Genomic DNA, 11960 nt, shown 5'->3' on the forward strand with positions numbered 1-11960 from the left:
CTCCGTCATTGCGAGGAGCACTTGCGACGAAGCAATCCAGACTCCAACCGCGGAAACATCTCTGGATTGCTTCGCTGCGCTCGCAATGACGGGGTCCTCGACCAAAATCTAACGCAACCAAGGACACCTTCATGGCCTCCATCCACAACGACATTCCCCTCCCCGCCCCGGCGCACGACGTCTGGGATGCGGTTCGCGATTTCGGCGCGCTGCATCAGCGGCTGGCGCCGGGCTTCGTCACGGCCTGCACGCTCAACGGCGACGCGCGCATCGTCACCTTCGCCAACGGATCGGTGGCGCGCGAGGTGTTGGTCGATTGCGACGATGCCGGGCGGCGGCTGGTCTACGCGATCAACAACGAGCGTCTAAAGCATTACAGCGCCTCGGTGCAGGTGATCGCCGAGGGCGAGGCGAGATGCCGCCTGGTCTGGATCATCGACATGCTGCCGAACGAGCTCGCGCCCTATGTGCAGGGACAGACCAAGGACGCCGTCGCCGCCATACACCGAGCGTTTCCAGCCGCAGCTGCGTGATCTTTCTCACAGAGCCCAGCCCTCGTCCGCACTAACCATGGCGGCGTGCGTCCGGTTGGCTCCGCTCTCCCGGCGGCGCCCCGCACGCGAGGAGCAGGCCATGAGAGGTGCGGACAAGGTGATCTGCCAGGCGGCCGCCGTGCTGCTGATGTTTTCGATTTCGAGCGGACCGGCAAAGGCCCAGTTCCTCGGCGGCGGAGGTGCCGGCGGCGAGGACATGATGACCCAGATGGCGCCGATGCTGGAGATGATGAAGGCCAAGATGGGCAAGCGCCGCTTCGGCATGATGATGCAGACCATGGGCCCGATGATGAGCCGCATGATGGAGAATGGCGGTGGTGGTCTTGGTGGCATGATGGGCGGCGGCGGAATTGGCGGCCTCGGCGGCGGCAATCTCGGCGGCGGTTTCGGTGCGCCCAATTACGGCGGCTACGCGCCGATGGCCGGAGGCGGCACCATGCCGACGGGCATGGGCGGCATGGGCGGCGGCGATATCATGGGCATGCTCGGCGGCGCCGGCGGCGGCGACATGATGGCGATGATTCCGCAACTAATACGGCTCGCCAATGTCGGCGGCAGTGGCGGCCATCGCCGCCACAGGCATCGCTAGTCCGAAGCGGCCGACAGAGCCGGCCTGATCGCCGGTTTGGTTTGGCGCGGTCCCCAGCGCGTCAGCACCACGCTGGAGCACGAGAGCAGGCCGAGCACGACCATCGAGCTCGCCGCCAGCCAGAAGAAGCTTTGCGCGGTGGCATCATGCGTCGACAGCCACCAGCCGACCGCCGAGATGTAGATCAGCCGCGCGGTCTGCGCCAGCACCGGTCCGATCACCTTGGCTGCGCCCTGCGACGAGAAATACATCGTCGAGGCGAGGCCGATGAAGGCGTAGAACGGCGCCACCGTCGACAAATATTGATGGCTGGTGGCGCGCACGGTCGCGCTGTCGGTGAAAATGTTGACCCAGAGATCGGGGAAGGCCGCGACCAGGCACGCCGGTGCACCGACGGCAACGAAGGCGCTCGCCGCCGCGATCCAGGCAATGCGCCGGGCACGGGCGATGCGGCCGGCGCCGACCGCCATGCCGATCATCGGCACCGAGGCGATGCCGAACGAGAACGCGATCGAGGTCAGCAGGAATTCCAGCCGCGCACCGATGCCGTAGCCGGCGAGGATCGCGGTGCCGAATTTCGCAAGCATGTGAGTGAAGATCGAGATCGTCAGCACCGATTGCAGCGGCGAGAAGCAGGCGATGGCGCCGACCTTCAGGATGTCGAAAAACATCGCCCATTGGATGCGCAGCCCGCGCAGCTTCGGCGTCACGCGGGCGCGGCCGGAGAACAGGTACCAGCCCATCACACCGATATTCATGCAATAGGCAATCAGCGCGCCGGCGGCGACGCCGCGCATGCCGAATTGCGGCACCGGACCGAGGCCGAGACCGAGCGTGCCGCCGAGCACGATCTGCCAGGCCGCGGAATTGAGGATCAACAGCGAGGGCAGCTTCATGTTGCCGGTGCCGCGCAGGACCCCGGCCATGGTGTTGAGCAGCCAGGGCAGCACGGCGCCGCCGAAAAACACCTGGGTGTAGGCGATCGCATGCGTCAACACGTCGCCGCGGCCGCCGAGCATTTCCAGAACGCGCGGCCCGAAGATCAGCATGCCCAGCATGAAGACAAGGCCGAAGCTGATGCCGATCAAGAGCGCGTGCGCGGCGAGCGTCCCGGCACGCTCGCGATCGCCGGCGCCGAGTGCCCGCGCGATGGCGGAGGCCACCGCGCCGCCCATCGCACCGCCCGACATGGTCATGGTCAGGATCACTGTCGGAAACACCAGCGCCATCGCGGCCAGCGCTTCCACGCCAAGGCGTCCGATATAGGAGGTCTCCGCAATCACTGTGCAGGTGCCGGCTGAAAGCGCGACGACGTTGGGCCAGGCCAGCCCGAGCAGCGTGCGCAGGATCGGCCCGTCGGTCAGTGCATTCTTCACCGGGGGTGGCGGCGGAGGTAGCGGTCGCTCTTGTTCATCGACCGGAATCTCGGCGATGTCGGACATGTCCTCTCCCGGGCGCGAGCGCCAGTTGCGGCGCGGCAATGACTGGGTGTGCCAATGAATTTGTTCGCGCAAAAGGCGCGGGGTTCAGCTTGTTAGCACGGCAATTGCCGATTCCTTCTGCGCCTGATGCAGGCGTGCCCTGCGGCAGCGCATTTCGGTCGGTGACATCAGCCGACCGTCCAGATCAGCGGCGGCCGGCCCCCCGCGGCCGGGCGCATGTGCACGCCGATGTGCCGCCCGCATCCGGCCGCGAGCCCTTCGAACAGCCCCGCCAGCACCTTGGCGCAAGCGGGGTGGCAATCGGCGACGCCGTCCATCAACTTCCAGCTCTGCTGACGGATTTCGAACGTGCCTTCGGATTGCGTTGTCTCAGCCACATCGTCCTGCGCGACAAACAGCGCGTTGAGGAACGTCGCGAACTCGCCCGCACCGCCGCGGCCCATCGACAGCGCCGCAGCGATCTCGTCAAAATATTGCATCCCGATCAGCTTGCCCGTGAGGTGCAGGAGATAGCCGGCATCCTCGGGGCCGAACAGCTGCACCATCACGGGCGCGGCGGTGCGCACATATTCCATCGCGTAGTTGCGGTAGGCTTTTTCCAGTCGCGGTCTTGGCCAGCTTGCGACCGGCAAGGCCGGAGCCGCGGCTGCATCGAACAGTGGCGCTTCGAGATGCCGCGCGAACACGAGGCGCTGGTCGAGCTCGAGCGGGTGGTCATATTGGTAATAGTAGCCTTCGAGCCCATCCTGGCCGTCGACGCTCTGCTTGGTGCAGACGAACCCCAATCTGGTATCGCCGAGCGCCACGCCGTTGTTGGCGTGCCAGCCGCGCAGCATCGCGCGCGAGACTTCGCCCGGCACGCCGCAGATGGCAGTGCCTTTCCAGATCCAGCGCGGTGGCGGATAGCGGACCCAGGCTTTGCGGTCGCTCTCATACATGTATTCGACGTGCACGCCGCCGATCCAGTTCGAGAGGTAGTGATATTGCGCGGCGGCGACTGCTGGCGGCAGATGGCTCAGCCCGAGCTTCTCCAGCCCCGGCAGGAAGCGCTCCTGCTGCTGGCGGCGGAACACGCGAAAGACGAACTCCGCGGCATCTGCCGTGCCGCGACGTGTGACCACGGTGAGGATCAAGCCGGTGAAATAGGCGTGATAGAGATCGGCAACCGCGCGCCAGCGTTTCCATTGAGCTTCCTGCGCGGGGTCAGATGCAGCGGCCATGTTCGCTCCCGATCGTTGTTTTGATCGAGTGTGTCACCGCAGCCGGCGACGGACAAGCTGAGCCGCATGCAGGGCGCCCTGCACGCGGGCTCGCCAATTCCGCATCACGAATTTTGCGCAGGCTTAATTTTGAGCAACTTTGGCGGCACGCTCGCGCTCGACGCGGTCGGTGACGTCGCGTGCCATCGCCACCGATCCCTGCACCACTCCAGCGGCGTCCCGCACAAGCGCAAAGGTCATCTCGATGTAGAGCTTGCGTCCGTCCTTGTGCAGCGCGCGGGTCAGTGTCGGTTTGCCCGCAAGCTTCATCGCGCCGCTGGCTAGCGCGGCCTCGAAACCCTTCCAGTGCGCGGCGCGCAGATGTTCGGGAATGATCAGGTCGAGATTCTGGCCCAGCGCTTCGTCCGCGGAGAAGCCGAACAGTGCGGACGATGCGCGATTCCAGCGCATGATGGTGCCGGAGCGATCCGAATAGATCAGCGCATCGGCGACGTCGTCGAGGATGTATGCGTCGAGTTGGGATGGATTGGTCATGTCAGCACCTGGTGGCCCGGATGGAGCACAGCGTAAGCCGGGATCGTGCCACAAGTGAGACTTTCCCGGATGACGCTTGCGCTCCATCCGGGCGACGGGTGATCGCTACACCCGGAAATGCTTGCTCAGCTTCAGGCCCTGCGCCTGGTAGTTGGAGCCGATGCGCTGGCCGTACATCGCGTCGGGACGGGCCAGCATCTTCTCGTAGACGAGGCGGCCGACGATCTGGCCGTGCTCGAGGATGAACGGCACCTCGCGCGAGCGCACTTCGAGCACGGCGCGCGACCCCAACCCGCCGGCGCCGGCATAACCGAAGCCGGGATCGAAGAATCCGGCATAATGCACGCGGAACTCACCGACCAACGGATCGAACGGCACCATCTCCGCGGCGTAATCGGGCGGCACCTGCACGGCCTCTTTCGACGCGAGGATATAGAACTCGCCGGGATCGAGGATCAGGCTGCCGTCGGGGCGGGCCGAGATCGGCTCCCAGAACTCCTCGACGGAATAGCCAGCGCGGCGATCGACGTCGATAACGCCGGTGTGGCGCTTGGCGCGGTAGCCGACGAAGCCACCGCTCTTTTCGCCGGAAAGATCAACCGAGACGGCGACGCCGCCGGTGAGATCGGCATCGTCGATATCGACGAGACGCTCGGTCGCATGCAGCGCCTCAAGGTCGTCGATGTTGAGGATGGCATCGCCGGTGCGGAAGCGCACCTGGCTCAGGCGCGAGCCCTCGCTGACCAGCACCGGGAACGTCTTCGGACTGATCTCGGCATAGAGCGGACCGTGATAGCCGGCACCAATCATGTCGAAGCGGCGGGTGCCGTCGGCGATCACGCGGGTGAAGACGTCGAGCCGGCCGGTCGAGCTTTTCGGGTTGGCGGCCGCGACGATCTCCGGCGGCAGCGCGAGGCTTTCGAGCAGCGGCACGATGTAGACGCAGTTGGTCTCCAGCACGGCGCCGTCGGCGAGGCTGAACTCGTGCAGCTTCAACTCGTCGATGCGCTCGGCGACAGTGGCGCCGGGACCGGGCAGGAAGCTGGCGCGAACGCGATAGGCGATGTCGCCGAGGCGCAAATCGAGGCTCGCCGGCTGGATCTGGCTTTCGACGAAGTCGTAAGCGGGCAGGATGAGACCGCCCTCCGCCATCGCCGCGATCATGCGGTCGGGCAGGATACCATTGGCGTCGGCGGCGACCGTGAACGTCAACCCGGGGTCCTCATCAGGGATCAAACACATCCCGACATGCGGGAAATATGAGCGTTTTACGGCTATCCGATGGACGTCTTGACGGAAAGGGCATTGCGGAATATGAGCATGACTTATCCCGTGGTGATTTGAGCCGGCCGGCTTGCAGCCACGTTAAATAAGTCGCTAAACAGGCCGGGGACCTCTGTGATCCCGGCCCGTGGAGATATTCCAGGCCGGTTTTTTTGTGACCATTTTCGATGGTCACTTCAGGAGGTCCTATGTCGAAGTCCCCGGCGTCCACCGCGTCCTACCGTCCCGAAACCCGCCTGGTCCATTCCGGCACCCTGCGCTCGCAATATGGCGAGACGTCGGAGTCGCTGTTCCTGACCCAAGGCTACGTCTACAACAGCGCCGAGGAGTGCGAGGCGCGGTTCAAGGGCGAGGACCCCGGCTTCATCTATTCACGCTACTCCAATCCGACCATCTCGATGTTCGAGCGGCGCATGATCGAGCTCGAAGGCGCCGAAGCGGCACGTTCGGCGGCGACCGGCATGGCCGCGGTGACGACCGCGATCCTGGCGCCGCTCAAGGCCGGCGATCACGTCGTGGCCTCGCGCGCGCTGTTCGGCTCGTGTCTCTACGTCGTGCAGGATTTGCTGCCGCGCTACGGCATCGAGACCACGCTGGTCGACGGCCTCGATCTCGACCAGTGGCAGCGCGCCATGAAGCCGAACACCAAGACGTTTTTCCTGGAGAGCCCGACCAACCCGACGCTGGATGTACTCGACATTCCCGGCATCGCAGAGATCGCGCACAGCGGCGGCGCGCGGCTCGTCGTCGACAACGTGTTCGCCACTCCGATCTGGCAGAGCCCGCTCGCGCTCGGCGCCGACGTGGTGGTCTATTCCGCGACCAAGCACATCGATGGCCAGGGCCGCTGTCTCGGCGGCATCATCCTGTCCTCGGAAGCGTTCATCGCCGAGCACATCCACAATTTCATGCGCCAGACCGGCCCGTCGATCTCGCCGTTCAACGCCTGGGTTCTGCTCAAGGGCCTGGAGACGCTCGCCGTGCGCGTGCGCGCGCAGACCGAGACGGCGGCGCGCATCGCAGACGTGCTGGCGAGCCATCCGAAGATTTCACGGCTGGTGTTTCCCGGCCGCGCCGATCATCCGCAGGCCGCATTGGTGAAGAAGCAGATGCGCGGCGGCTCGACGCTGGTCGGCCTCGAGGTCAAGGGCGGCAAGCAGGCGGCATTCCGCGTGCTCAACGAGCTCAAGCTCGCCAAGATCTCGAACAACCTCGGCGACGCCAAGAGCCTCGTCACGCATCCGGCAACGACGACGCATCAGCGCCTCAAGCCGGAGGACCGCGCCGCGCTCGGCATCAGCGAGGGCTTCATCCGCTTCTCGGCGGGGCTTGAGCATGCGGACGATCTGATCGAGGATCTGACCGCGGCGCTGGAGAAGGCGTAGCCACGCATCGACATCGTGGGGTGGTCAAAGCGAAGCGTGCCCAGCATTCACGATGGCAGCGCCGATGGATGGTGGGCACGGCGCGCGAAGAGCGCGCCTTCGCCCACCCTAAGCACCGATGCTTACATCGGCCGATAGGTCCGCACGTCCGCGGGCACGTTGACGCCGAGCTTGATCTGGCCGACAGAGCGGATGATGTCGTCGCCGAGGAGCTGGGCGAAGCAGGCGTAGCCCCAATCGTTCATGTGCAGGCCGTCGGCGATCACGAAGCTCTCGACCGGAATCGACTGCTTCTCGTGCCAGTCGCGCATCACCTCGAAGCGCGGGAAGATGCCGACATGACGAAGCTCGGCGACCTTGCCGAGCAACTTCACCATCTTGCCGGCGCTGTCCGCGCGCTGGTTGACGGCGGGCGAATATTGCGGATCGACCAGCACGACGTCGGTGCCGCCGGCAGCCTGGATGCGGCTGATGCCGTCCTCGACCAGTTTGGCGGTATCGCCGGGATCGAGATTGCGCAGCACGGCATTGGTGCCGACCTGCCAGATCACCAGATCCGGATGCACGTCGATCACCTCTTTCTGGAGGCGCTTCATCATCTCGGGTGCGTCCTCGCCGCCGACGCCGGCATTGACGACGGTGATGTCGGCAGTCGGATAGTGCCGGTGCAGCTGCGCGGCAAGGCGATTGGGATAGTTGAACTCCGGCGAGCTCGCGCCGAATCCCGCGGTCGACGACGAGCCGAATGCGACGATGACGACGGGCTGGCCGGCGACGAGCTTGCCCGCGACATGCGGCAGCGAGCCCATTGCCTTCGCGCCGCCCTTCGGCGACAGGCAGGGCACGCGGCTGAAGACGTCGCCGGCGGATTTCGCGACCTGCTTCACCTTGTCGATGGCGCGCGCGGTGATGCCGCGCTGCTCGGGGGATGTCGCTGCGACGGCGGTCTGGGGCGGCGAAGCGGGAGCCGGATCAGCCGACTGCTGCGGGGCCGGCGTTGCCTGCGCGGCCTGCGTCTGCGCGTGCGACTGCGAGGCCGGACTCAGCAACAGCAGCAGCGCTGCTGCGGGCACAGCCAGCCATGCCGTCAGGCAAAAAGGGCGGAGAGAACTCATTAACGCTAGACCTCAATTTTGCTGCTGGGCCGGCTCCAGATGGGCAGCGTCGATCACGAACTGTGCCAACGCCCGGCCAAGGCAATCATGGACCTGTTTCGCCAGCTCGGGCCCGCGCGACGGGCTGAACAGGTCGAACTGCCCCTGATCATTCCACTGCCGCATGATCGCAAAACGATCGAACAGCGGAATGTCGTGCTCCTGCGCCACCACCCGCATATTGTCGAGGTATGGCGGCACCGAGATCATGGTTTCGGTACGCGGACTGTACTGCAGATTCATCAAGACGACGTCAGCCCCTGCCTTTTGCAACGCAACAACCCCTTCGGTCACCGCGCCACGAAAATCGTCGGGATCAATGGCTCGAATAGCATCCACGGTCCCGGTCTGCCAGATGACCAAAGTAGGCGCTTTTGCTTCCATCAGCTTAACGAAGCTGGCGGCCGCCTCCTCGGCCGTTTTCTTGCTCTGTATTTCTACGGAGACGTGCACAGTCTCGGTCGGCGGCAGCTTCTCCTTCAGGATGGCCTGCATCCGCGCCGGATAAGAAGCGTCCTCGGAGGCCGGAATCGTGGTCGAGCGGCTGCCGATGACCAGGATTTCGAGCGGCTTGCCGGCCTTGATGGCATCGGCGACCTTGGGAAGCTGGCTTTCGCTGGTGAGCAGATAGGACGGCAATTCGCAGGCTGCGGGCGCGGCTGAAGCAGCAGGTGCCGCCGAAGCAGCAGGCGCGGCCGAAGAAGCAGGCGCAGCATCGTCCGCACGCGCCGGAGGCGCGGCGAGACCACCGCACAGCAGGATCAGGCTCAGGAAAACCTTCGCCTTCATCAGCCCCCTCCCGCCATATCGGCGCTGCCGACGGCGCTTTTGGTTTTCGAACCGCTCTTGTCAGCCACCCGCTTGTACCACGAAATCAGCCAGGCCATGGCCCACATGATCAGGATTCCGGAGAGACTAATTAGCGCATGCATCACCGGGCCGCCCGAGACTTCGGCCAGGATGAAATGGCCGGCAAAGGCTAGGAAGACGCCAAGACAGAATATCTCCAGGGAATGCGAGCCGCACAGGATCAGCGGCCGCAGCCAGGGCGATTTCAGGCCCGGCCAGTCCCGGGGCAGGACGCGCACGGTGAGCGCGGCCAGCGCCAGGAAATGCGTGAAGCGCAGCACGTCGAGGTCGGCCTTGTCGATCGGATACATCCACTGCTCGAGCCGCTTCGGCATGAAGTGGGAGAGCTGCGGCACATACCAGGTCAGCGTCACGTAGAATGCCGCGACCAGATAGGCGATCGCGATCCACATCGTCACCCGCGAAGCGAGAATGTGCGACATCCGTCGCGCACCCCCGAGCGCGCACCATGCCCCGAACACGAACAGCAATTGCCAGGCGAAGGGATTGAAGGCCCAGAAGCCGTTTGGATAGGCCGACAGATAGAGATCGTATTCCCAGGTCACCGCGTAGAGCGCGACGGAGAGGCCGAGCGTCACGTCGGGGCGCCATTTCATCAGCCACAGGATCAAGGGCAGCGCCAGCATCAGCACGATGTAGAGCGGCAGCACGTCCATGTTGACGGGACGGAAGCGCAGCAGCAGCGCCTGCACGATCGTGACGTCGGGCTGCTTGAGGAAATCCATGATGCCCATCTCTTCGGTGTAGAGCGGGTTCTCGAACCTGGTCGCGACGTAGGAGATTTCGGCAAGGAAGATCGTGAACAGGAAGACGTGGGCGACATAGATCTGCCAGACGCGCCGCAGGATGCGCGCGGTGGCGACGACGATGCCGGACTCCAGCATCGCCCGACCGTAGACGAAGGCGGCGGTATAGCCGGAGATGAAGATGAAGATCTCGGTGGCGTCGCTGAAGCCGTAATTGCGGATCGTGAACCAGGTCAGAAGGCTCGGCGGCAAATGGTCGATGAAGATCAGCCACAGTGCCAGGCCGCGGAACAGGTCGAGCCGGAGCTCGCGCTCGCCGATGGCGGGCAGCGAAATGGCCGGCGATGCCGCGCGCGGCTTTGCACCCGCGGATTTGACCTCCACAGGTTTGGCGGTTCCCGCGATCGTCGATCCCGTCACTTGGTCGGCAATGGTCATCGGGGGCTAAAAACCCTTCCGCAAATCGCGACGTGGCAAGGAGTGTACCGGTCCGGCCGTCATCTCGCAAAGCGCCCGGATCACATGCAAAGACACTTGGACGTGTACTTCCCTGCGAATTCTGGCGGGACGATGTCGCCAGAACCGCCTCCGGCGTTTGGTTCCCGAGCAGATTTCGGTATGATGGCAATCATGTACCGCGCCGTGACCCGCCAGATCGAAGTGACCGTCGAGCCGAACTTTGTTCCGGAGCAGTCGTCGGCCGACCGCTCCCGCTATTTCTGGTCCTACACCATCGTCATCACCAATTCCGGCGACGAGACCGTGCAGCTCAAGACGCGGCACTGGATCATCACCGACGCCACCGGCCGGCAGCAGGAGGTGAAGGGCGAGGGCGTCGTCGGCGAGCAGCCGACGCTCGCCCCCGGCGAACGCTTCGAATACACCTCCGGCGTGCCGCTCACGACCGCCTCGGGCTTCATGACCGGCCGCTACCAGATGGTCAGCGCAACCGGCGAGCGCTTCGAGATCGACGTGCCGACGTTCTCGCTGGACAGCCCGGACAACAAGCGGGTGTTGAATTAGGGTCTGAGATGGTGGGCACGCTTCGCTTTACCCGCCCTCCGGCACTACAGCACCGCGCTACGCGTCCTCGACGCCCGCCTCGTCCGGTGTGAACTCGTACACCGAGCTGCAGAACTCGCAGGTCACGACGACCTTGTCGTCCTTGACCATCGCGGCACGATCGTCGGACGAAAAGCTCTTCAGCATCGATGCCACCGCGTCGCGCGAGCAGGAGCATTGCGCCTTCAAGGGCAGCGGATTGAACACGCGCACGCCGCGTTCGTGGAACAGACGGTAGAGCAGCCGCTCGCCGGACAGCTCCGGATCGATCAGCTCGACATCTTCGACGGTCTCGATCAGCGAGCGCGCCTCGACCCAGGCATCGTCTTCAGCGACGGCATGCACCTCGACGCCTTCGGGCGCATCGCCGGGATGCAGATCGGCCTGCCGCGCGCGCTCGGGCGCCTTCGGCAGGAACTGCATCAGCATGCCGCCGGCGCGCCAGCGATGCTTGCCGCCGTCGTTCGAGCGCCATTCCTCGCCGACGGCGAGACGCACGCGGGTCGGGATCTGCTCGGAGCGCAGGAAATATTCGTGAGCGGCGTCTTCCAGGCTGCCGCCGTCGAGCGCGACCAGGCCCTGGTAGCGGCTCATGTCGGGGCCCTGGTCGATGGTCATGGCGAGATGACCGTGCCCCAGCAGCGCGCCGGAATCCTTTGCATCGCCGAGGCGCGCGGCGTCGTAGCGCGCATAGGCGCGCAGACGATCCGGCGCCTGATAGTCCACGACCAGGAACGACACCGGACCGTCGGTCTGGGCCTGGAGGATGAAGCGGCCCTCGAACTTCAGCGCCGAGCCGAGCAGCGTGGTCAGCACGATGGCCTCGCCGAGCAGCTTGCCGACCGGCGCCGGATAATCGTGCTTGGTCAGGATCTCGTCGAGCGCCGGACCAAGCCGCACCAGCCGACCGCGCACATCGAGCGCGTCGACCTCGTAAGGCAGCACGGCGTCATCGATCGGAACCGCGGATGGCGCGCGAACCGGGCCTTCGGGCCCGGTTTTCATGTCAGGGGATTGGGAAACCATGGCGCTTTATCTGGGGTCGGAAGGCGGAATTGGAAGGGGTTCGGAGCAGCTCATCTGGACACTGGTTTGATCATGATACGGCAACTTCGGTGTC

12 protein-coding genes and 1 riboswitch are annotated in these 11960 nt (G+C 65.0%); of the genes, 4 read left to right on the forward strand and 8 right to left on the reverse strand.

Going from position 1 to position 11960, the window contains the following annotated elements; genetic code table 11:
- The first annotated feature begins 131 nt into the window (after positions 1–131).
- Positions 132–533 (forward strand): SRPBCC family protein, encoded by a 402-nt coding sequence (locus IVB48_RS26525; protein ID WP_247404423.1) that lies wholly within the window; start codon positions 132–134, stop codon positions 531–533.
- A 100-nt stretch (positions 534–633) separates the two neighbouring features.
- Positions 634–1143, forward strand: a complete 510-nt coding sequence (locus IVB48_RS26530) for a hypothetical protein (protein ID WP_247404427.1) — start codon at positions 634–636, stop codon at positions 1141–1143.
- On the opposite strand, the gene IVB48_RS26535 is transcribed toward IVB48_RS26530, so the two are convergent.
- From IVB48_RS26535 to IVB48_RS26550, 4 genes are all read right to left on the reverse strand, one after another.
- Entirely contained in the window at positions 1140–2585 is a 1446-nt protein-coding gene (locus tag IVB48_RS26535) for an MATE family efflux transporter (protein ID WP_247404430.1), read from the reverse strand. The genes IVB48_RS26530 and IVB48_RS26535 overlap by 4 nt on opposite strands.
- A 167-nt stretch (positions 2586–2752) precedes the next feature.
- Positions 2753–3805 carry a hypothetical protein gene (locus IVB48_RS26540; RefSeq protein WP_247404434.1) on the reverse strand — a complete coding sequence of 351 codons (1053 nt, stop codon included), beginning with the start codon at positions 3803–3805 and terminating at the stop codon, positions 2753–2755.
- A gap of 123 nt (positions 3806–3928) precedes the next feature.
- On the reverse strand, positions 3929–4339 hold the full coding sequence (locus IVB48_RS26545) for a PAS domain S-box protein (protein ID WP_247404436.1): 411 nt from the start codon (positions 4337–4339) through the stop codon (positions 3929–3931).
- A gap of 105 nt (positions 4340–4444) precedes the next feature.
- Complete coding sequence (locus IVB48_RS26550; protein WP_027565888.1) at positions 4445–5551, reverse strand: 2'-deoxycytidine 5'-triphosphate deaminase; 1107 nt, start codon at positions 5549–5551, stop codon at positions 4445–4447.
- A gap of 110 nt (positions 5552–5661) precedes the next feature.
- Positions 5662–5741: riboswitch (SAM riboswitch) on the forward strand.
- Positions 5742–5811: 70 nt separating this feature from the next.
- On the opposite strand from IVB48_RS26550, the gene IVB48_RS26555 reads away from it, so the two are divergent.
- Positions 5812–7008 (forward strand): O-succinylhomoserine sulfhydrylase, encoded by a 1197-nt coding sequence (locus tag IVB48_RS26555; RefSeq protein WP_247357614.1) that lies wholly within the window; start codon positions 5812–5814, stop codon positions 7006–7008.
- A 122-nt stretch (positions 7009–7130) separates the two neighbouring features.
- Here IVB48_RS26555 and IVB48_RS26560 read toward each other — a convergent pair whose 3' ends face one another.
- From IVB48_RS26560 to IVB48_RS26570, 3 genes are read right to left on the reverse strand one after another with little or no spacing between them, the layout of a single operon-like run.
- The gene (locus tag IVB48_RS26560) at positions 7131–8123 is read right to left on the reverse strand and encodes an SGNH/GDSL hydrolase family protein (protein ID WP_247404438.1); all 993 of its coding nucleotides are present in this window, start codon (positions 8121–8123) and stop codon (positions 7131–7133) included.
- Between the two features lie 12 nt (positions 8124–8135).
- The gene (locus tag IVB48_RS26565) at positions 8136–8951 is read right to left on the reverse strand and encodes an SGNH/GDSL hydrolase family protein (protein WP_247404441.1); all 816 of its coding nucleotides are present in this window, start codon (positions 8949–8951) and stop codon (positions 8136–8138) included.
- Positions 8951–10216: an OpgC domain-containing protein gene (locus IVB48_RS26570; protein WP_247285326.1), complete on the reverse strand. Its 1266-nt coding sequence runs from the start codon at positions 10214–10216 to the stop codon at positions 8951–8953. The genes IVB48_RS26565 and IVB48_RS26570 overlap by 1 nt, the downstream gene beginning before the upstream one ends.
- 180 nt (positions 10217–10396) lie before the next feature.
- On the opposite strand from IVB48_RS26570, the gene apaG reads away from it, so the two are divergent.
- Positions 10397–10801 (forward strand): Co2+/Mg2+ efflux protein ApaG, encoded by a 405-nt coding sequence (gene apaG / locus IVB48_RS26575; protein ID WP_106941285.1) that lies wholly within the window; start codon positions 10397–10399, stop codon positions 10799–10801.
- A gap of 57 nt (positions 10802–10858) precedes the next feature.
- Here the strand turns inward: apaG and IVB48_RS26580 are convergent, their stop codons facing one another.
- Complete coding sequence (locus IVB48_RS26580) at positions 10859–11866, reverse strand: Hsp33 family molecular chaperone (protein WP_027514423.1); 1008 nt, start codon at positions 11864–11866, stop codon at positions 10859–10861.
- Positions 11867–11960: the final 94 nt, after the last annotated feature.

Origin of the sequence: Bradyrhizobium sp. 76 (assembly GCF_023073025.1) — a bacterium.
Classification (GTDB): Bacteria; Pseudomonadota; Alphaproteobacteria; order Rhizobiales; family Xanthobacteraceae; genus Bradyrhizobium.

What these genes read in the sequence shown, in the direction of transcription:
- IVB48_RS26525 (WP_247404423.1), top strand. Translation starts at nt 132, where the DNA reads ATGGCCTCCATCCACAACGACATTCCCCTCCCCGCCCCGGCGCACGAC.
- IVB48_RS26530 (WP_247404427.1), top strand. Translation starts at nt 634, where the DNA reads ATGAGAGGTGCGGACAAGGTGATCTGCCAGGCGGCCGCCGTGCTGCTG.
- IVB48_RS26535 (WP_247404430.1), bottom strand. Translation starts at nt 2,585, where the DNA reads ATGTCCGACATCGCCGAGATTCCGGTCGATGAACAAGAGCGACCGCTA.
- IVB48_RS26540 (WP_247404434.1), bottom strand. Translation starts at nt 3,805, where the DNA reads ATGGCCGCTGCATCTGACCCCGCGCAGGAAGCTCAATGGAAACGCTGG.
- IVB48_RS26545 (WP_247404436.1), bottom strand. Translation starts at nt 4,339, where the DNA reads ATGACCAATCCATCCCAACTCGACGCATACATCCTCGACGACGTCGCC.
- IVB48_RS26555 (WP_247357614.1), top strand. Translation starts at nt 5,812, where the DNA reads ATGTCGAAGTCCCCGGCGTCCACCGCGTCCTACCGTCCCGAAACCCGC.
- IVB48_RS26560 (WP_247404438.1), bottom strand. Translation starts at nt 8,123, where the DNA reads ATGAGTTCTCTCCGCCCTTTTTGCCTGACGGCATGGCTGGCTGTGCCC.
- IVB48_RS26565 (WP_247404441.1), bottom strand. Translation starts at nt 8,951, where the DNA reads ATGAAGGCGAAGGTTTTCCTGAGCCTGATCCTGCTGTGCGGTGGTCTC.
- IVB48_RS26570 (WP_247285326.1), bottom strand. Translation starts at nt 10,216, where the DNA reads ATGACCATTGCCGACCAAGTGACGGGATCGACGATCGCGGGAACCGCC.
- apaG (WP_106941285.1), top strand. Translation starts at nt 10,397, where the DNA reads ATGATGGCAATCATGTACCGCGCCGTGACCCGCCAGATCGAAGTGACC.
- IVB48_RS26580 (WP_027514423.1), bottom strand. Translation starts at nt 11,866, where the DNA reads ATGGTTTCCCAATCCCCTGACATGAAAACCGGGCCCGAAGGCCCGGTT.